Genomic DNA, 18,437 nt, shown 5'->3' on the forward strand with positions numbered 1-18,437 from the left:
ACTGGAGCGAATGCCGCATGACCACCTACAAGGGCATCGAGATCGAGCCGCGGCTGCGTCCGCTGATCCGCCACATGGCGCACGTGGAGGAATATCGCGAGATGCTGCAGCGGCTGCAGGCGGTGTGGGACAACCTGGCCTTGCTCGGGCAGCTCTCGGGCATCGCCACCGACATGAACAGCACCCGGCAGGCGTTCTCCGACCTGACCGCGACGCTGCTCGACAACCTCGGCATGGAAACCCGGCGCAAGGTGGTGCTGGAGATGAAGTCGCGCGCCCAGGTGGCGGTCGACATCCTCGTGCGCAACCTGTTCGAACGGACCGCGGACATCGGCTTTCTCGCCATCGACGAGGAACTGCGCCGTTTCGCGCGCGCCGCGCTGGCCGGCAGCGCCGACGACGCGGCGCGCAACGCCATCGTCGCGCGCTTTCGCGCCTACGTCGAAAAGTACTCCGTCTATCACGACATCGTGCTGCTCGCGCCGGATGGCCGCATCCTCGCGCGGCTGGACCAGGGGCAACAGCAAACCCACAGCCGCGACCCGCTGGTCGATGAGGCGCTGCGCACCACGGCGCCCTATGTGGAGCACTTCCGTGTCACCGACCTCCAGCCCGGCTCCAGCCCGGCGCTGACTTACGCCTACCGCATCGAGGATGGCGACGGCGGCGCCCCGCTGGGCGTGCTGTGCCTGTGCTTCCGCTTCGAGGACGAAACCGCCGGCATCTTCGCCCACCTGCTGCGCGCGGACGACTGGTATCTCGTCAGCCTGCTGGACGCCCAGGGCAGGTGCATCGCCAGCTCCGACCCCCAGCAGCTACCGGTCGGCGCGCGCGCCGACACGGTGCTCGACGCCGACTGCCGCATCGTCCGCCTCGGCGGGCGCGAATACCTCGCCGTCTCCACCGCCACGCGCGGCTACCAGGGCTACATGGGCCCAGGCTGGCTGGGCCACGTGATGGTGCCGATCGAGCACGCCTTCGACCGCGACGGCAACGACCGCCTCGGCGGCCTGCCGGCCGCGACGCTGGAAGGCGTGATGCGCAGCCCCACGCTGTTTTCGGCCGCGCTGCAGCGCATCCCGGAACACGCCGACCGCATCCAGCGCGAACTGAACCGCTCCGTATGGAACGGCGCGGTGCGCCAGAGCAAAGGCGGCAGCACGCTCAATGGCACCTTCTCCAAGGTGCTGCTGGGCGAAATCGCCAACACCGGCGTGCAGACCCGGGACGTATTCGCGCGTTCGATCGGCCAGCTCCATGAGACGGTCGTGTCGTCCATCCTCGGCGACTGCGAATTCCAGGCCGCGCTCGCGATCGACATCATGGACCGCAACCTCTACGAGCGCGCCAACGACTGCCGCTGGTGGGCGCTGAACCCGGTGTTCCGCGAAGGGCTGGCGCAGGAGGCGCCGGCCGCGCACGAGCTTGCGCGGATGAGCGAGAGCCTCGCCCAGATCAACGCCCTGTACACGGTCTATGACAAGCTCGTGGTGTTCGATCGCCGCGCCCGCGTGGTGGCGGTTTCCGCGCCGGCCCACGGCCACCTGCTCGGCCGCACCCTCGGCGAGGACTGGGCGCGGCGCACACTGGGGGTGGAAGACCCGCGCCACTACGTCGTGTCGCCGTTCGAACCCAGCCCGCTCTACGACGGCCGCCCCACCTACATCTACGCCGCCCCGATCGCCGCCCCGGGCGAAGGCTGCGTGGTCGGCGGCATTGCGATCGTGTTCGACGCCGAGCCGCAGTTCCGCGCCATGCTCGGCGATGCCGTCGCCCACGACGAGCCCGGCGCCGCGGCCCCGTTCGCGGTGTTCGCCGACCGCAAGGGCACGGTGATCGCCAGCAGCCGGGCCGACATCGCGGTAGGCAGCGCCATCGGCGTGGACGACGCGCTGCTGGCGCTGGAACCGGGCGCGGCGCACTCCAGCATCGTGGTGCGCGACGGCAGCTACCACGCGGTGGGCGCGCGCATGTCCTCCGGCTACCGTGAATACAAGGGCCCGGACGACCCGTATCGCAACCCGGTGGCCGCGCTGGTGTTCGTGCCCTTGGGCGCAGAGGCGCGCGTGGACATCGCCCCCGCCGCGTTCGCCGACCGCATCCGCACCGCCCACCGCCATCACGCGGACGACGCGGTGCAGGCGCTGGAAGTGGCCACGTTCTACATCGGCGACGAGTGGTTCGGCATTGCCTGCCGCGACGTAGTGGAAGCGGTCGGCATCGAAAGCATCACCGGCGTGCCCGGCATGCCGGGCCACGTGCGCGGCGTGATGATGTTCCACGGTTCGCCGGTGCCGGTTTTCGATCTCGCGCACGATCTGCGCGCCGCCCGTCCGATCGACGCTGCCAGCTACCGCCAGATCGTCATCGTGCGCGCGCCCGACGACAGCGTGTTCGGCATCCTGACCCACGCACTCGCCGAGACCCCGGAAATTCCGCTGAACCAACTCGACCCGATCGCCAACCTGTTCCCGGGCCATGGCGTGATGGCGGAGAGCGTGGTGCGCCCGGATCCGGCGCAGGGCCGCGACGGCATTCTCGTCATCCTGTCGGTGCCCCGCATCCGCGAGCGGCTTCTGCACGCGGCCGAACCGGGTCGCGCCGCCGCGCTCACGCTGGCCGCCGACGGCCGCCGCATCGCCGCGCGCTGAAACACGGCAGGCGGCGGCGGATGTGCTAGCGTGGCGGCCCTGCCACTTTCGCCGCGCCCCGCGCCCCTGCCCGCATGCTGCTCAACATCGACCTGGTTTCCGATTTCGTCTGCCCGTGGTGCTTCATCGGCAAGACCCGGCTGGAGCGCGCGCTGGCCGACTTGCGCGCTGCCCGCCCGGAGGTCGAGACCCACATCAACTGGCTGCCCTTCTTCCTCAACCCCGACACCCCGGCCGAAGGCGAGCCCTACCGCGCCTTCCTCGAGGCCAAGTTCGGCGGTCCCGCGGCGGTGGATGCGGTGTGGGCCAAAGTGGCTGAAGCCGGCGCGCCGGACGTGAGCTTTGCGTTCGACCGCATCCGCACCCGGCCGAACACCCTGCCGGCCCACCGCCTGATCTACCGCGCCCAGGCCAGCGGCGCCGCCGCCGACAAGGTGGCGCGCCTCGCCAACGACCTTTTCGTGGCCCACTTCCAGCAGGGCCGCGACATCGGCGACATCGACACGCTGGTGGAACTGGCCTCGCCGGACGGCGGCAAGGCCGACGCCTTCCGCAACTACCTGAAGAGCGACGCGGACGCCGATACCGTGCGGCGCATGGCGGGACAGGTGCAGCAGCAAGGCATCAGCGCCGTGCCTTTCTTCATCTTCAACCGCAAGATCGCGGTGTCGGGCGCCCAATCGGCCGGCGCGCTCGGCGCCGCCATGCTGCAGGCGCTGGAATAAGCGCGGCGGGCGCAATGCCCGCCAGCCCCCCCGCTCAGCGACCGTTGCTGAACAGCGGCTTCAGCTTGGCCGCATTCTGCGGGCTGGCCTGCTCGACGCCCTTCCAACCGGCCTCATAGGCGCGCGCGACGAACAGATTGACTTGGTCGGCAGGCAGCGCCACCGCTTCGATGCCGGCCTTGGCCTGGCGCGCCTTCTCTTCCTCCGCTTTCTTCAGGTCGCCCGCGTTCTGCGCTTCCACCCAGGCGATCTGCTTCTCGAGGAAGGCGCGCTGGGCCGGGTCCAGCTTCTTCCAGGTGTTCTGGTTCATGAAGAAGCTGACTTCCACGTTGTAGAAGCCGGGCTCGACGCGGTACTTGGTCTTTTCCTGCCAGCCGAGGTCGAACACCCCGATCGAAGGCCAGCCGTAGCCATCGACCACGCCGCGTTCTAGCGCGGTGAACACTTCGCCCGGCGGCACCTGCAGCGGCGAAGCGCCGATCGACTGGAAGAAGGCGCGGTACACCGGCACGCTGCGCAGCTTGAAACCGCTGAAGTCGCTGCTGCTCACCTTCTTGTTGGAATAGATGTGGTACTGCAGGCCGTCCGACACCCGCGCCAGCCACACCATGTTGCCCTTCTCGCGGTGGATCTGGTCCAGCAGCGCGTAGCCGCCGTTGGCGCGCAGCTCCGCCATCGGCTTTTCCGCCAGCGTCATCGCCAGCGCCTCGGGCACCAGGTTGGCGTGGAACACGCCGGTGCTGTTGGCGAAGTCGACCACGCCGGCGCGCAGCGCGTTGCCCACCTCGAACGGCGGCATGGATTCCGGTCCGCCGACGACCTGGATCTTCATGATGCCCTTGCCCTCGGCGTTGACCTTGTCGACGAAGGCCTTGAAGCGCTGCGAGAAGAAGGTGTCCTGGCCGAAGGCGGTGACCGCCCTCAGGGTGATTTCCGCGCCGTGGGCGGCGCCGGCCGAGAGCGCGAGTACGAAGGTGGCGGCAAGGGTACGGGTGGTCTTGTGCATGGTGCTCTCCGTGGGAAGACGATTCGGTAAAGGACGCTCAGCTCATCAGCCGGGGCAAGCCCAGCGCCAGTGCGGGCACGGCCACGATGAGGCCGAGCACGACGAGTTCGATGGCGACAAAGGGCACCGCGGAGCGGTAGATCTGCGGCAGACGGATATGCGGCGGTGCGACGCTCTGCATCACCATCAGCAACAGACCGAAAGGCGGCGTCAGCAGACCCAGCTCGATCGCGATCAGCATCATCACGCCCAGCCACACCGTGTCGATGCCGGCCGCGTGCGCCAGCGGCATGAAGAAGGGCAGCGTGATCATCATCATGCTGACCTGGTCGATGACGCAGCCGAGCAACAGCAGCAGGAACAGCATGCCGATCACCAGCATCAGCGGCGATAGCTCCAGGCCGTTGATCAGGCCGAGCAAGCCGCTGGTGGCACCGGAAAAACTCAGCAGCTGCGAGAAGGTGGTGGAGGCGACCATCACGAACAGGATGATGACCGACACCCGCGCGGTCTCCATCAGCGCCTTGTAGAGCGCTTGCAGCGTCAGCGCGCGGTAGGCCATGGTCGCCACCACCGAGGCCAGCGCACCGATCGCGGCCGATTCGGTCGGCGAGGCCCAGCCGGCCAGCATGCTGCCGACCACCGCGACGAAGATTGCGAACAGCGGCACCACGTCGCGCACGAAGGGCTGCCAGCGCGCCCAGCCATGTACCTCGACCACGTTGTCGTCAGCCGGCGCGAGCGAGGGGTCGGCCTTGCAGCGCAGCACGATATAGGCCAGGAAGCCGACCGACATCACCAATCCGGGCAGGATGCCGCCGATCAGCAACTGTGAGATCGAGATGCCCCCCAGGCTGCCCAGCATCACCGCCAGCGCCGAGGGCGGGATCAGCATCGCGATGCCGCCCACCGCCATGATCGGCCCGATCGACAAGGTGGGGTGGTAGCCGCGGCGCAGCATCTCCGGCAGCAGCGTGCCGCCCATCATCGCGGTGTTGGCGATGGTGGAACCCGACAGCGTGGCGAACACCGTGCCGCCGAGCACCGACACCACGGACAGCCGCCCCGGGACGCGTGCGATCAGGCGTTCGATCGCCTCGATTGCCTTGAACGCAAGCCCGGTGTGGAACAGCACCTCGCCCATCAGCACGAACAAGGGAATCGGTGTCAGCGAAAAGCTGCTGACCGCGCCCACCGAGTTGCGCACGAGCTGCCCCAGCCCCGCTTCACCGCCGAGGAAGATCCAGGCGCCCAGCAGATTCACCCCGAGAAAGGCGAAGGCGACCGGCAGCCCCAGCAGCATCAGCGCGAACAGGCAGCCCAGCATCAATACCAGCGCGGATTGCCATTCCATCTCAGCGTCCTCCGCGCACGAAGGCCGCGCGCAGGCGGCGGGCGAACTCCACCGCCAGCATCGCGCAGGCGAAAGCCATCGGCAGGTTGAGCCACCATTCGGGGAAGACCAGCACCTTGAACACCACACTGCCCTGCTCGGCCGCGTCGCGGGTGATGGTCCAGCACTGCCAGCCCAGCACCACGCTGATCGCCAGCCCGGCAAGGTCGGTGACGACCTCGCACAGCCAGCGAGCCGCGGGCGGCAGGCCACGCACGATCAGGTCGACGCGGATGTGATCGCCGGCGTAGAGCAGCCAAGGGGCGGCGACGAAGGTGGCGACCATCAGCATGTACTCGGTCACCTCCACGCTCCACGCCAGCGTGCCGAGCCCGACGTTGCGCATGAAGACATCGGCGCACACCAGCAGCGCCATACCACCGAACAGCGCCGCGGCGGTGACGCCACAGGCGCGCATCAGTCCGTCGTAGAGTTTGCCTGCGGGGGCGCCAGCGGCTGCCGGCGCGGATTGAGCGGCCATTTCATCACCCCTGCGTTTAATTCATGATTAAACATATCAGGGGTAAATTTTCGTGTCCACGCGTTTGCTAGTTTTTTGTTTCGGCGGGAAATTTCACCTTTTCGCCGGCAGGGTCTTGCGCACAGCGGCGGTGCGGACTTCAGCCCGCCGGCCCCGTTTTGGTTCCGTGGGCATGTGCCTTCAAGGTGCCGAGATCGACGATGCTGAGCGCCGCCTCGTGAGTCGCTTCCAGCACCACGGGCGGCGCAAAACCCGCCTGCAGCGCCTCCACCCAGCGCAGCGCGCACAGGCACCAGCGGTCGCCCGGCTTAAGGCCGGCAAAGCGGTATTCGGGGCGCGGCGTGGACAGGTCGTTGCCGGCCCGCCGCGAGAATTGCAGAAACTCCTCGGTGACGCGGACGCACACCAGATGGCGGCCGCGGTCTTCGGCGCCGGCCTCGCAGCAGCCGGTGCGGTAGTAGCCGGTCAGCGGGGCGTAGCTGCACGCCAGCAGCTCGCCGCCGAGCACGTTACGGGAAGAAGCCATGGCAGGATGTCCTGAGGTGGTACGCCCCCAGTAGAGCGCAAATGCCCCACTCCGGGCAAGCGCCGGAAACCCTCAGGCGGTGAGCTCGGGGAAGTGGTCGCGCAGCGCGTCAGCGCCGGAAGCAAGGTGCACGCAGGTGTCGAATTCGCGCCGCAGGGCGGACACCACCGCCGCATCCAGCCTGCCCTCATCCACCAGCGCCTCGATCCGTTGCATCACCTCCTCGCCCGACAGCCGCGCGCGGTACGGGCGGTCCTGCAGCAGAGCCTGGAAGATGTCGGCCACGGAGATGATGCGCGTCTCCAGGTCGATCTCTCCTGCCCGGCGGCGGAAGGGATAGCCCTGGCCGAGCAGGTTTTCGTGATGCGCGCCGGCCCAATCCGGAATCGGCGTGGACGGGAAAATGCGCGCGAGGATGCGATAGGTGTCGTAGCTGTGGCGCGAGATGCACGCCTTTTCCTCGCGCGTCAGCGCACCCGGCTTTTCGATGATCTCGTCCGGCACGCGCAGCTTGCCCATGTCGTGCAGCAAGCCGGCCAGTTCGATCATCTCCAGCGTGTCGCGGTCACGCCCCAGCGCACCGGCCAGATGGCGGCTGATCGCGGCGACGCGGCGCGAGTGGTCGTCGGTATAGGGGCTCTTGGCATCGACCACGCGCGAAAACAGCAGCGCCAGTTCGCGCATCTCGGCAGGCGACAGGCACAGCGCCGGAATCTGGCGCCCGAGCGCCTCCATCTCTTCATTGAGGTAGAGCGGCTCCATGCCCAGCCAGAACGCCTCGGACTCCGCCACCGCGGCGAACGCATCCACCAGCGCCGGACAGAACAGCGTGCCGGCCAGCCCGCGCAAACGTTCGACGATCGCGTCCTTCTCCCACATGATCGCGCTGTCCAGCCGCCCGCCATCGAGCCACGGCGCCAGCAGCACGTCGGCGCGGTCGACCAGATACACCAGATTGGCTTCCAGCCGCAGCGCGGGGTCGAGTTCGACCATCTGCTCCAGCACGGCCCAGCGGGTGTGGTGGTAGCGCACGATGTCGGTGAAATGGGCGAGGATGGGGCAGACGCGCAGGTAGTTGGCGCCGCGGATGCAGTGCTCTTCCTCGCCGTCCCATTCCAGGGTTTCGGTGAGGTGGCGATGCTCGCGCACACGCGACACGCCGCAGTCGTGCAGCATGCCGGCGTGCAGGATCTTCCAGCACTGCTCGTCGGACCAGCCCAGGTGGTGGGCGACCGCGCGCGCCATGTAGCCGACGCGCTTGCCGTGCTGCACTTCATCGATGCCGACGAAGTCGAAGGAGGTCGACAGCGCGGTGATCGCGTCGTGGAGGTTGAGGGCAATCATGGCCGCCGTTCTCTTGTTGGGGTTTGCTGCTTTGTTGTGATCGGTGGCGAGCATCCGCCCCGGCGCGTCCAGTAGGCGCGCATTTTATTGTTCTAGACGCCGCGCGGCCATGGACCAAAGACCAATGGCACCGCATTGCGCCGGTAAACGACAAGGCCCCTGCAGTGCAGGGGCCTCGGGAATTCTGGCGGAGAGGGCGGGATTCGAACCCGCGTCAGGGTATTACCCTGAACACGCTTTCCAGGCGTGCGACTTAAACCGCTCATCCACCTCTCCGTGGAAGCCGCGCATTATAGCGGGCATTCGTGCGGTTTGGAAGGCGGGTGCTGCGACATTGCGAGGCAAGGCCCCGGGCACGAATTACGCATGGGGGAAAACCTGTCCGCGGTCACCCGGGGCCGCGTCCAACGAACGGAGGCGTCGATGTCCGAAACCCTGCTCCAGACCCTGTGGCATTCCGACAATGCGACGATGACCGCGCACCTGCTGGGTGCGCTGGTGGCAGGCGGGCTGATCGGGCTGGAGCGCAGTTATCACGGACGTCCCGCCGGATTCCGCACCCACACGCTGGTGTGCCTCGCCTCGGCGGTGCTGATGCTGGTGACCCTGTTCCAGGGCAACTGGCTGCCGGGCATTCCGCTGGACAGCGTACGCACCGACCCCACCCGGATGGCGCAAGGGATCATGACCGGCATCGGCTTTCTCGGCGCTGGCGTCATCTACAAGGAAGGCTTCAGCGTGCGCGGCCTCACCACGGCGGGCTCGATCTGGATGACGGCCGCCGTCGGCATCCTGTTCGGCATCGGCTTCTACTTTCCCGCCCTGCTCGCCACCGCGCTGACGCTGGGCACGCTGTCGGTGTTCCGCTGGGTCGAAACCCGCATGCCCACGCAGACTTACGCCCATCACCAGATCCGTTTTGCGCGCGACGACGTGCTCGCCGAAGGCGAACTCTGCGCCCTGCTCGCCGAGCACGGCTTCTCGGTCGCCAACCTCAGCTACCGCGTGGTCGAAGACGGGCGCTATTTCGAATACCGCATGGTGATCCGCACCGAAAGTCCGGCGGCGTTCTCGCGCCTCGCCGAGTCGCTCCGCACGCTCGCCAGCGTGCGCGAGTTCCGCATCTCCCCCACTGGCGACTGAATTCCCGCCGCCCGTCGCCGCGATGCCACAGTTTCGTCATCGCTGCGTAGTAAATCACGCATCCTTGGTTGGCACAGGTCACTGATTTGGCGATCATTCTGTGCAGTGCAGCAGAAGATCGCCCCATGTGCCAATTGCTTGGAATGAATTGCAACAAGCCCGCCACGCTCCAGTTTTCGCTGGAGGGCTTTGTGCAGCGCGGCGGAGGCACTGACGAGCATCGCGACGGCTGGGGCATCGGCTACTTTGACGGCGACGGCGCCCACGTCTTCCGTGACGCCAATCCTGCCGCCACCTCGCCCGCGTGCCGCTACTGCGGCCAGCGTTTCCGTTCGCGCAACATCATTGCCCACATCCGCAAGGCCACCCAAGGCGAGATCCGGCTGGAGAACTGCCACCCCTTCCGCGGCCGGCTGTGGGGGCGCGACTGGCTGTTCGCGCACAACGGCAATCTGGAGGGCTTCCGCCCGCCGCTTGCGGGCCGCCAGCCGCAAGGCACCACCGACAGCGAGCACGCCTTCCACTACCTGCTCGAACAGCTCACCTTGCGTTTCGGCGACATTCCGCCCGCGCTGGCCGACCTGCGCGACGCGCTGCACACCCTGTCCGAACGGATCGCGCGCCACGGCACCTTCAACTACTTGCTGTCCTGCGGCGAACGCATGTTCGCCCACTGCAGCACCGACCTTCACTACGTGGTGCGCGCCTACCCCTTCCGTTCCGCCCGGCTGCTGGACTGCGACCGCGCGATCGACTTCGCGCGCCACAACCATCTCGACGACCGCATGGCGGTGGTCACCACCCGGCCGCTGACCGCGGACGAAGACTGGCACCGGCTGCCGGCCGGCTCGCTCACGCTGTTTGCCGACGGCCAGCGCCAGGACGACTGCGTGCGGCCGCGCGAGGTGCAGCTCGCGGTATAAGCTGCGCCGATGAGCGAGTTCACCGACCATCTTGTCGAAACCTTCGCCGCGCTGGGCGCGGTGCGCGCGCGGCGCATGTTCGGCGGGCACGGGCTTTACCTGGACGGCGTGATGTTCGGCCTGGTGGTGGACGACGTCCTCTACCTCAAGGCCGATGCGCAGACCCTGCCCCGCTTCGCCGAACTCGGCCTGCCCTGCTTCGAATACGCGCGCAACGGCCGAACGGTGCAGGTCTCCTACCACCGCGCGCCGGACGAAGTGCTGGAGTCGCCGGACGCCGCCTCGCAATGGGGCCGGCTCGCGCTTGCTGCGGCACTGCGCGCCGCGCGCCCCGCCAAAGCCCGCCGGCCGCGCGGCCAGAGCGCCGGCTGACGAAACCCCGCCCCCGCCTCGGCGTCGAATTCGGCAGCAAGCTTCGGGATGCGCGGACCTCGGCCCGCCGCTAGAGTGTCCCCAGCGTTCAGCCCTTCGAGATCCGGCAACATGAACTCCGCAGCTTCAGTGCTCCCTACAGTCGAACCCGCCCGCACGGGGCCGGCCGCCGAACACGATCCGCGCTGGGCCGCCGTGCGGACGCGCGATGCCAGCGCGGACGGCCAGTTCTACTACGCCGTGCGCACGACCGGCGTGTATTGCCGCCCCTCCTGCCCGTCGCGTACGCCGCGGCCGGAAAACGTCAGCTTCCACGCCAGCCGCGAAGACGCCGAACGCGCCGGCTATCGCCCTTGCCGCCGCTGCCGGCCGGACGCGCCGTCGCTGGAAGAACGCCAGCGTGCGCTCGTCACCGCCGCCTGCCGGGCCATCGAGGATGCCGCCGGACCGCCGCCGCTGGCGGAGCTGGCGGCCCAGGCCGGGCTCAGCAGTTCGCGCTTTCACCGCATCTTCCGCGCCCACACCGGCCTTACCCCGCGCGCCTACGCCCAGGCGATACGCGCGGCGCGCAGCCGCAGCCTGCTGGGCGACGGGGAAGCGGCCACCGATACCGCCTACGCAGCCGGCTACAACAGCGCCAGCCGGTTCTATGCGGATGCCACTCCGATGCTGGGGATGGCCCCGTCGCGCTTTCGCAACGGCGGCGACGGCGTCGAGATCCGCTTCGCGGTGGGCGCCTGCACGCTGGGCGACATCCTCGTCGCCGCCACCGCGCAGGGCATCTGCGCCATCCTGCTCGGCGACGATGCGGACGCGCTGCTGCAGGACCTCCAGCACCGCTTTCCGCGTGCGCAACTGGTGGGTGGCGACGCCGCCTTCGAGCACACCGTGGCCTGCGTGGTCGGTCTGGTCGAGGCGCCCGCCATCGGGCTGGACCTGCCGCTCGACATCCGCGGCACCGCGTTCCAGCAGCGCGTGTGGGAAGCCCTGCGCCGCATCCCCGCGGGGAGCACCGCAAGCTACGCGGAAATCGCCGAACGCATCGGCGCGCCCGCCGCGGTGCGCGCGGTGGCCGGTGCCTGCGCCGCCAATCCGATTGCGGTGGCGATCCCCTGCCATCGCGTGGTGCGCAGCGACGGCGGACTGTCGGGCTACCGCTGGGGCGTCGAACGCAAACGCGCGCTGCTCGCACGCGAGCGCGCCGCCCGCACGGAAACCGATCTCTTCGCGGCCGACACGCAATCCCCGGCCGAGCGCTGAAACCCGCCCTTGCGATGACGCCCGACCTCTTCTCCACCCTTGTGCCACAGCCCGCCCGCGTCACCCTGGTGCCGCTGGCACCGGGCGCGGTGCTGCTGCGCCAGCGCGCGCTCGCGCAGGCCGAAGCGTTGCTCGCCGGCGTGGCAGAGGTGACAGCGGTCGCGCCCTTTCGCTGGATGTCCACGCCCAACGGCTACCGCATGTCGGTAGCGATGACCAACTGCGGCGCCCTCGGCTGGGTGTCCGACGCCACCGGCTACCGCTACGCGCCGCTGGACCCCGCGCGCGACGCGCCCTGGCCGGCGATGCCCGCCGCCTTCCTCGAGCTTGCCCGGCAGGCCGCGGCCGACGCCGGTTTTCCCGCCTTCGAGCCGGACGCCTGCCTGGTCAATCGCTACGCGCCCGGCGCCCGCCTCAGCCTGCACCAGGACCGCAACGAGCACGACTTTTCCCAGCCCATCGTGTCGGTCTCGCTCGGCCTGCCGGCGGTGTTCCAGTTCGGCGGGCTGCGGCGCGGCGATCCGGTGACCCGCTACCTGCTGGAGCACGGCGACGTGGTGGTATGGGGCGGCCCCGCGCGCCTGCGCTACCACGGCGTGCTGGCGCTGAAGGACGGCGAGCACGCCGCGACAGGCGCCTGCCGCATCAACCTCACCTTCCGCCGCGCCGGCCGGGTTTGATTTTCGCCTGCACCTGACCCATGGTTCATTAGGCCGCGGCATCGTCCGCGCGCCGTGTCCCCTTACGCCGTACCGGAGCCCGGATGCCTCTGAGCGCCTCCTCGCCGCGTTCGCTGTTCCCGCCCGCCGGGCAGACGGACCCGCGCGCGGCAGGTAAGGAGCGGCTTCCGGTCGAACTGCAGATGCTGCGCAGCTATGTGGACCGGCTCGACAGCCGCGCCGAGGCCCGCGTTATGGGCGAGGTGGAGACCGCCGGGCAGCGCCTGCCGATCCATGTGATCGCGCTCGGCAATCCCGCCCCGGACGCGCCGGCGGTCGGCTTCTTCGGCGGCGTGCATGGGCTGGAGCGCATCGGCGCGGCGGTGGTCATCGCCTTCCTCCACAGCGTCACCGCGCGCCTGAGGTGGGACAGCACGCTGCAGCGCCAGCTGGAGCTGATGCGCATGGTGTTCATGCCGGTGGTCAATCCGGGCGGCCTGCTGCACGGCACCCGCGCCAATCCGGCCGGGGTGGACCTGATGCGCAACGCGCCGGTGGAAGCCCGCGAGCGGGTCGCCCCGCTGGTGGGCGGCCACCGCCTCAGCCCGCGCCTGCCCTGGTACCGCGGCCGCGCCGATGCGCCGCTGCAGTCCGAAAGCGCGGCGCTGTGTGCGGTGGTGGAAGAAGAACTGCTGTCGCACCGTTTCAGCATCGCGGTGGATTGCCACTCCGGCTTCGGGCTGAGCGACCGGATCTGGTTTCCCTACGCCCACACCCGCGAACCGATCGCCCACCTCGCTGAGATGCACGCGCTGTGCGACATCCTCGACCAGACCCACCAGCACCACCGCTACGTGTTCGAGCCGCAAAGCCGGCAATACCTGGCCCATGGCGACCTGTGGGACCACCTGTACCGCCGCGCCTGCGAAGACCCGCAACGGGTGCATCTGCCGCTGACGCTGGAGATGGGGTCGTGGCTGTGGGTGAAGAAGAACCCGCGTCAGCTGCTGTCGCTACAGGGCTTGTTCAATCCGCTGATCGCGCACCGTGAAGCGCGCGTGCTGCGACGCCAGGTGGCGTGGCTGGATTTCGTCGGCCGCGCCGCCTGCGGTCACCGCGGCTGGCAGCCGCTGGGGGCCGAGCGCGACCACCACCAGCGCGCGGCAATGCAGCGCTGGTACGGAGGCAAGGCGGCATGAAGGCGCGCGCGACCTGCGTACCGATGGGGAGACCGACGTGAGCACCTGGGTGCTGCTGCGCGGCCTCACGCGCGAGAGCGGCCACTGGGGCGATTTTCCCGCCCAGCTGGCGGCGCGCCTGCCGGGCGCACGGGTGGTGGCGGTGGACCTGCCGGGCAACGGTCCGCTGTACCGCCAGCGCACGCCGCTCCGCGTCGAAGACATCGCCGCGGCCTGCCGCGCCCAGTTGCTGAGCCGCCCGGTGGAAGCGCCCTTCCACCTGCTGGCGATGTCGCTTGGCGGCATGGTGGCGTTGGCTTGGGCCGCGGCGCGGCCGGCCGAGGTTGCCGGCTGCGTGCTGCTCAACACCAGCGTGCGCGGGCTCAGCCCGCTGTACCGGCGACTGCGCCCGACAAGCTATCCGGCAGTGACGGCGGCACTGCTCGGCACCGCCGCGGCGAGCGAGGCGCGCATCCTCAAGCTCACCGCGCAACAGCCGCCCCCCGGCACGCTCGACGCCTGGATTGCGCTGAGGCAGCGCCATCCGGTGTCGCGCCTCAACGCGCTCCGCCAGCTGATCGCCGCGGCGCGCTTCCGCCTGCCGCAACCGCCTCCGGTGCCGATGCTGGTGCTCAGCAGCGCCGCGGACGCGCTGGTCGATCCGCGCTGCTCGGCCGAGCTTGCCGCGCGCTGGCAGCTTCCGCACCTGCAACACCCCACCGCCGGCCACGACCTTGCGCTGGACGCCGGGCCGTGGGTGGCCGAGCAGGTGGAAAGCTGGCTGCGCACCGGCGTGCCGGCGGTTCCGGAGCGCGCCGGCGCCCGCTTTGCTTAGGGCCCGCCGATGTCGCCGCACGCCGAACCCTGGTCCTCCGCGCGGTCTACCCTCACGGGCGAGCCGGACCGAGCCCCCGGCTTGCCCGCATACCGGCCCCGTCCCGGCACTTCCGCGGGCGCCCCGAGCGGGCATGGCAACGCAAGGCCGAGCGGTGGTCTTCTTTCACCCCAGCGAACGAAGGCGAGGTTTCCATGCTCAACGAACTCTCCACCCGCAAGTGCACGCCCTGCCAAGGCGGAATGCCGGCCCTCGACCGCAGCGAGGCCGAGCGTTACCTGAGCCAGGCGCCGGGCTGGTCGCTGGCCGACAACGGCAGCCGCATCGAACGCCACTACAGCTTCCGCGATTACCGCAGCGCGCTGCGCTTCGTGGTCGACCTCAGCCAGCTCGCCGAGGACGAAGGCCACCATCCAGACATCTCCTTCGGCTGGGGCCACGCGACCGTGTCCTGGCAGACCAAGAAGATCAAGGGCTTGCACGAAAACGACTTCATCATGGCGGCCAAGACCGACCAGATCGCGGGCGACGGTAACGGTTCGGCCTGAGCGCAACGCGTTTCCTACACTGCAAGGATGACCGTCCTCGCCGAAAAACGCATGCCGCGCGTCGTCATCGCCCCCGCCATCCAGCGCCACGTTCCCACGCCCGACACCACGCTGCCGGCCGCGACGGTGGCCGACGCGCTGGCAGGCGTGTTTGAAACCCGCCCGGCGCTGCGCGCCTATTTGCTGGACGACCAGGGCGCGCTGCGCCGCCATGTGGCGGTGTTCGTCGATGGCCAGGCCGTCCGCGACCGCCGTCGCCTGAGCGATGCGCTGGGGCCGGAGAGCGAAATCTACGTGGTGCAGGCGCTTTCCGGCGGCTGAACCCGACGCAAGGAGAACCCGGACATGGACGATCGCCTGCTGGTAGCCACCCGCAAGGGCCTTTTCATCCTGCACCGCGGCGCCGACGGCGGCTGGCCGATCAGCCGCCCGCACTTCCTCGGCGAACCCGTCTCGATGGCGCTGGGCGACGCGCGCGACGGCAGCGTCTATGCCGCGCTCAACCTCGGCCACTTCGGCGTCAAGCTGTGGCGCAGCGGCGACGACGGCGCGCACTGGGAGGCTTGCGGCGTGCCGGTCTATCCCCCGCAGCCGGAAGGCCTGCCCCCGCCCGCGCCGGACGGACCGCCGCCGGCGCCGTGGTCGCTGCAGCAGATCTGGGCGCTGGAAGCCGGTGGCGCCGACCAGCCGGGCGTGTTGTGGGCCGGCACCATTCCCGGCGGACTCTTCCGCAGCGACGACCACGGCGCGAGTTGGGCACTGAACCGTCCGCTGTGGGACCGCCCGGAGCGCCTGCAGTGGTTCGGCGGCGGCTACGACCACCCCGGCATCCATTCCATCTGCGTCGACCCGCGCGACAGCCGCCATCTCACCGTGGCGGTGTCCTGCGGCGGCGTGTGGCAAAGCCGCGACGGCGGCGGCGAATGGGCCTGCACCACCGAAGGCATGTACGCCGACTACATGCCGCCGGAACGCCGCGCCGACCCGGTGATCCAGGATCCGCACCGGCTGGTGCAATGCGCCGCCCACCCGGACAGCCTGTGGGTGCAGCACCACAGCGGCATCTACCGCTCCACCGACGGCGGCGCCCACTGGCAGCGGATCGAGGCCACGCCGTCCTCCTTCGGCTTCGCCGTGGCGGCCCATCCTCGTGACCCGGATATCGCGTGGTTCGTCCCGGCGGTAAAGGACGAGTGCCGGGTGCCGGTGGACTGCCGGCTGGTCGTCACCCGCACCCGCGACGGCGGCGCTCACTTCGAGGCGTCCGATGCCGGCTTGCCGCACCCGCCCGCCTACGACCTCATCTACCGCCACTGCCTGGCGGTGGACAGCAGCGGCGACCGCCTGGCGATCGGCTCCACCACCGGCACGCTATGGCTGTCGGACGATGGTGGCGACCACTGGCGCTGCTTGTCGCCCCATCTGCCGCCGATCTACTGCGTGCGCTTCGGCTGACGCAGCGCGCGCGGGCACGCGATGTGGACCACGCACGAAGTCGCCAACCAGGTCGATGCCCTGGTCGACTACAACCTTTTCGCGTGCGACCCCGCGCTGCAAAACGCGGTCGCGGCGGCGGGCGCAGCGGCGCGGATGGGCGAGCTGGACACTATCGGTGCCCGCCTGGGCCATGCCGAGGTACTGCGGCTGGGCGATCTCGCCAACCGCCATCCGCCCCAATTGCACACCCATGACGCGTGCGGCCGGCGCGTTGATCGCGTCGAGTACCACCCCGCCTGGGATGCGCTGATGCGCCTGCTCTACGCCGATGGCGTGCACTGTTCGGCATGGACCGAGCCCGGCCCCGGCGCCCACGTCGCGCGCGCGGCGGCGTTCTTCCTGCACGGCCAGGTGGAAGCCGGGTCGCTGTGTCCGGCCACGATGACCTTCGCCGCGATCCCGCTGCTGCGCCGCGAACCCGCGCTGCACGCGGCACTGGCGGCGCAACTGGGCGCGCTCGACTACGACGGCCGCGACCTGCCGGCCCCGTCCAAGCGTTCGGTCACCGTCGGCATGGGCCTCACCGAAAAGCAGGGCGGCTCCGACCTGCGCAGCGTGGCCACCCAGGCCCGGCGCGCCGCTGGCGGCGAATACCTGCTGGTCGGCCACAAGTGGTTCTACTCGGTTCCCGCGTGCGACGGCCACCTCGTGCTGGCGCGCGGCGACGACGGCCCCGCCTGCTTCTTCGTGCCGCGCTGGCGGCCGGACGGGGAACGCAACGCGGTACGGATCCAGCGCCTGAAGGACAAGCTCGGCAACCGCTCCAACGCCTCCGGCGAGGTCGAATTCCACGACGCCCTTGGCATCCCCGTGGGCGAGCCGGGGCGCGGCATCGCCGTGCTGATCGAAATGGCGGCGCAAACCCGGCTCGACTGCGTGCTCGGCAGCGCGGCCCTGATGCGGCGCGCGCTGGTGGAAGCGCTGCACCACGCGCGCCACCGCAGTGCCTTCGGCCACCCGCTGATCGCGCAGCCGCTGATGCGCAACGTGCTCGCCGATCTCGCGCTGGAAAGCGAGGCCGCCACCCTGCTCGCCATCCACCTTGCGGCCTGCGCCGATGCCGAATGCGCAGGCGGCGGCACGGCGGCGCGCGGACGCGCGTGGCGGCGGGTGCTGACACCGGCTGCCAAATTCTGGATCTGCAAGCGCGCAATCGCGTTCTGCGCCGAATGCATGGAGGTCTGCGGCGGCAACGGCTACGTCGAAGACGGCCCCATGCCCCGCCTGTTGCGCGAAGCGCCGGTCAATTCGATCTGGGAAGGTTCGGGCAACGTGATGTGCCTGGACCTGCTGCGCGCCCTCGCCCGCGAGCAGGACGCCGCCGCCGCGCTGCTTGCCGACCTGGCGGATGCCGCCGATGGCGACAGACGGTGGCGTGCCGCCTGCGAAGAGCTGGCGGCCACCCTGAACGCCGGCCGCGACGATCCCTGGCTGGCGCGCCGCGGTGCCAGCCGTCTGGTGGTGCTGGTGCAGGCCGCCCTGTTGCGTCGCCACGCCCCCGCGGCAGTGGCCGCCGCCTTTGCCGCCAGCCGGGTGTACCGCCATGGCGACCACGGTTTCGGCGCCCTGCAATCCGCCGATGCGGCCGCGCCGCTGCTGGAACGCGCATGGCCCTCGGCCTGAAGCCGCTGCGTGCCGCGGCCCATCCAACGCGGCGCAAAGGCTGGCCGCGCGGCGCCTGCTTCGGTAAAGTTCGGTCAGGGTGTCATGCCGGCCGGTTGCCGGAAGACAGGATTCGTGTCGGTCGGGCCGCCGCACGTGCTTTCCTGCGCCCATGCCCGTGACATCTCTCGCCCGCCTTCTCGCCCATCCGCGCGACCGCTCCACGCCGGCCGCCGGGTCCTTCGCACCGTCGTGCCGCCGTGCTTCCCGGCACGGCCCCCGTCATGCTGAGCA

18 protein-coding genes and 1 tRNA gene are annotated in these 18,437 nt (G+C 69.8%); 13 read left to right on the forward strand and 6 right to left on the reverse strand.

Features of this window, described 5'->3' with window-relative positions; all coding sequences use genetic code 11:
* Window positions 1-17: 17 nt before the first annotated feature.
* Both dqs_RS11875 and dqs_RS11880 read left to right on the forward strand, forming a co-directional pair.
* Window positions 18-2,651 carry a chemotaxis protein CheW gene (locus tag dqs_RS11875; protein ID WP_065340590.1) on the forward strand — a complete coding sequence of 878 codons (2,634 nt, stop codon included), beginning with the start codon at window positions 18-20 and terminating at the stop codon, window positions 2,649-2,651.
* Window positions 2,652-2,725: 74 nt separating this feature from the next.
* Window positions 2,726-3,376: a DsbA family oxidoreductase gene (locus dqs_RS11880; RefSeq protein ID WP_065340591.1), complete on the forward strand. Its 651-nt coding sequence runs from the start codon at window positions 2,726-2,728 to the stop codon at window positions 3,374-3,376.
* 34 nt (window positions 3,377-3,410) lie between these two features.
* On the opposite strand, the gene dctP is transcribed toward dqs_RS11880, so the two are convergent.
* The 6 genes from dctP to dqs_RS11910 form a co-directional block, all read right to left on the reverse strand.
* On the reverse strand, window positions 3,411-4,382 hold the full coding sequence (gene dctP / locus dqs_RS11885) for a TRAP transporter substrate-binding protein DctP (protein ID WP_011766015.1): 972 nt from the start codon (window positions 4,380-4,382) through the stop codon (window positions 3,411-3,413).
* A 37-nt stretch (window positions 4,383-4,419) separates the two neighbouring features.
* Window positions 4,420-5,736 (reverse strand): TRAP transporter large permease, encoded by a 1,317-nt coding sequence (locus tag dqs_RS11890; protein WP_065340592.1) that lies wholly within the window; start codon window positions 5,734-5,736, stop codon window positions 4,420-4,422.
* A 1-nt stretch (window position 5,737) separates the two neighbouring features.
* A complete protein-coding gene (locus tag dqs_RS11895; protein ID WP_065340593.1) occupies window positions 5,738-6,256 on the reverse strand; it encodes a TRAP transporter small permease in 519 nt (172 codons plus the stop codon).
* A gap of 139 nt (window positions 6,257-6,395) precedes the next feature.
* On the reverse strand, window positions 6,396-6,782 hold the full coding sequence (locus tag dqs_RS11900; RefSeq protein WP_011766018.1) for a DUF2237 family protein: 387 nt from the start codon (window positions 6,780-6,782) through the stop codon (window positions 6,396-6,398).
* Window positions 6,783-6,854: 72 nt separating this feature from the next.
* Window positions 6,855-8,126, reverse strand: coding sequence for an HD-GYP domain-containing protein (locus dqs_RS11905; RefSeq protein WP_236778681.1), 1,272 nt, complete (start codon window positions 8,124-8,126; stop codon window positions 6,855-6,857).
* Between the two features lie 185 nt (window positions 8,127-8,311).
* Window positions 8,312-8,402: transfer RNA gene (locus dqs_RS11910), tRNA-Ser, on the reverse strand.
* Window positions 8,403-8,549: 147 nt separating this feature from the next.
* Here dqs_RS11910 and dqs_RS11915 point away from each other — a divergent pair.
* The 11 genes from dqs_RS11915 (at window position 8,550) to dqs_RS11965 (ending at window position 18,164) form a co-directional block, all read left to right on the forward strand.
* The gene (locus tag dqs_RS11915) at window positions 8,550-9,269 is read left to right on the forward strand and encodes an MgtC/SapB family protein (protein ID WP_011766020.1); all 720 of its coding nucleotides are present in this window, start codon (window positions 8,550-8,552) and stop codon (window positions 9,267-9,269) included.
* A gap of 143 nt (window positions 9,270-9,412) precedes the next feature.
* Entirely contained in the window at window positions 9,413-10,192 is a 780-nt protein-coding gene (locus dqs_RS11920; RefSeq protein WP_236778682.1) for a class II glutamine amidotransferase, read from the forward strand.
* A gap of 9 nt (window positions 10,193-10,201) precedes the next feature.
* Window positions 10,202-10,564, forward strand: a complete 363-nt coding sequence (locus tag dqs_RS11925) for a TfoX/Sxy family protein (RefSeq protein ID WP_065340596.1) — start codon at window positions 10,202-10,204, stop codon at window positions 10,562-10,564.
* 111 nt (window positions 10,565-10,675) lie between these two features.
* Complete coding sequence (ada, locus tag dqs_RS11930) at window positions 10,676-11,824, forward strand: bifunctional DNA-binding transcriptional regulator/O6-methylguanine-DNA methyltransferase Ada (protein ID WP_065340597.1); 1,149 nt, start codon at window positions 10,676-10,678, stop codon at window positions 11,822-11,824.
* Window positions 11,825-11,838: 14 nt separating this feature from the next.
* Window positions 11,839-12,504, forward strand: coding sequence for a DNA oxidative demethylase AlkB (gene alkB, locus dqs_RS11935; RefSeq protein WP_065340598.1), 666 nt, complete (start codon window positions 11,839-11,841; stop codon window positions 12,502-12,504).
* A gap of 83 nt (window positions 12,505-12,587) precedes the next feature.
* Window positions 12,588-13,682, forward strand: coding sequence for a M14 family zinc carboxypeptidase (locus tag dqs_RS11940; protein WP_065340599.1), 1,095 nt, complete (start codon window positions 12,588-12,590; stop codon window positions 13,680-13,682).
* A 37-nt stretch (window positions 13,683-13,719) separates the two neighbouring features.
* The gene (locus dqs_RS11945) at window positions 13,720-14,496 is read left to right on the forward strand and encodes an alpha/beta fold hydrolase (RefSeq protein WP_065340600.1); all 777 of its coding nucleotides are present in this window, start codon (window positions 13,720-13,722) and stop codon (window positions 14,494-14,496) included.
* A gap of 194 nt (window positions 14,497-14,690) precedes the next feature.
* Complete coding sequence (locus dqs_RS11950) at window positions 14,691-15,044, forward strand: 4a-hydroxytetrahydrobiopterin dehydratase (protein ID WP_011766027.1); 354 nt, start codon at window positions 14,691-14,693, stop codon at window positions 15,042-15,044.
* Window positions 15,045-15,095: 51 nt separating this feature from the next.
* Window positions 15,096-15,365 (forward strand): MoaD/ThiS family protein, encoded by a 270-nt coding sequence (locus dqs_RS11955; protein WP_041642575.1) that lies wholly within the window; start codon window positions 15,096-15,098, stop codon window positions 15,363-15,365.
* 24 nt (window positions 15,366-15,389) lie between these two features.
* Window positions 15,390-16,499: a WD40/YVTN/BNR-like repeat-containing protein gene (locus tag dqs_RS11960; RefSeq protein WP_065340601.1), complete on the forward strand. Its 1,110-nt coding sequence runs from the start codon at window positions 15,390-15,392 to the stop codon at window positions 16,497-16,499.
* Between the two features lie 21 nt (window positions 16,500-16,520).
* Window positions 16,521-18,164 (forward strand): isovaleryl-CoA dehydrogenase, encoded by a 1,644-nt coding sequence (locus tag dqs_RS11965; RefSeq protein ID WP_065340602.1) that lies wholly within the window; start codon window positions 16,521-16,523, stop codon window positions 18,162-18,164.
* The last annotated feature ends 273 nt before the right edge of the window (window positions 18,165-18,437 follow it).

Source organism: Azoarcus olearius (assembly GCF_001682385.1).
Lineage (GTDB): Bacteria > Pseudomonadota > Gammaproteobacteria > Burkholderiales > Rhodocyclaceae > Azoarcus > Azoarcus olearius.

Bases quoted from the DNA above. Each gene is read 5' to 3' on its own strand.
- dqs_RS11940 (WP_065340599.1), top strand. From the start codon at position 12,588: ATGCCTCTGAGCGCCTCCTCGCCGCGTTCGCTGTTCCCGCCCGCCGGG.
- dqs_RS11920 (WP_236778682.1), top strand. From the start codon at position 9,413: ATGAATTGCAACAAGCCCGCCACGCTCCAGTTTTCGCTGGAGGGCTTT.
- dqs_RS11875 (WP_065340590.1), top strand. From the start codon at position 18: ATGACCACCTACAAGGGCATCGAGATCGAGCCGCGGCTGCGTCCGCTG.
- dqs_RS11965 (WP_065340602.1), top strand. From the start codon at position 16,521: ATGTGGACCACGCACGAAGTCGCCAACCAGGTCGATGCCCTGGTCGAC.
- dqs_RS11880 (WP_065340591.1), top strand. From the start codon at position 2,726: ATGCTGCTCAACATCGACCTGGTTTCCGATTTCGTCTGCCCGTGGTGC.
- dqs_RS11955 (WP_041642575.1), top strand. From the start codon at position 15,096: ATGCCGCGCGTCGTCATCGCCCCCGCCATCCAGCGCCACGTTCCCACG.
- dqs_RS11925 (WP_065340596.1), top strand. From the start codon at position 10,202: ATGAGCGAGTTCACCGACCATCTTGTCGAAACCTTCGCCGCGCTGGGC.
- dctP (WP_011766015.1), bottom strand. From the start codon at position 4,382: ATGCACAAGACCACCCGTACCCTTGCCGCCACCTTCGTACTCGCGCTC.
- ada (WP_065340597.1), top strand. From the start codon at position 10,676: ATGAACTCCGCAGCTTCAGTGCTCCCTACAGTCGAACCCGCCCGCACG.
- alkB (WP_065340598.1), top strand. From the start codon at position 11,839: ATGACGCCCGACCTCTTCTCCACCCTTGTGCCACAGCCCGCCCGCGTC.
- dqs_RS11890 (WP_065340592.1), bottom strand. From the start codon at position 5,736: ATGGAATGGCAATCCGCGCTGGTATTGATGCTGGGCTGCCTGTTCGCG.
- dqs_RS11900 (WP_011766018.1), bottom strand. From the start codon at position 6,782: ATGGCTTCTTCCCGTAACGTGCTCGGCGGCGAGCTGCTGGCGTGCAGC.
- dqs_RS11895 (WP_065340593.1), bottom strand. From the start codon at position 6,256: ATGGCCGCTCAATCCGCGCCGGCAGCCGCTGGCGCCCCCGCAGGCAAA.
- dqs_RS11905 (WP_236778681.1), bottom strand. From the start codon at position 8,126: ATGATTGCCCTCAACCTCCACGACGCGATCACCGCGCTGTCGACCTCC.
- dqs_RS11960 (WP_065340601.1), top strand. From the start codon at position 15,390: ATGGACGATCGCCTGCTGGTAGCCACCCGCAAGGGCCTTTTCATCCTG.
- dqs_RS11915 (WP_011766020.1), top strand. From the start codon at position 8,550: ATGTCCGAAACCCTGCTCCAGACCCTGTGGCATTCCGACAATGCGACG.
- dqs_RS11950 (WP_011766027.1), top strand. From the start codon at position 14,691: ATGCTCAACGAACTCTCCACCCGCAAGTGCACGCCCTGCCAAGGCGGA.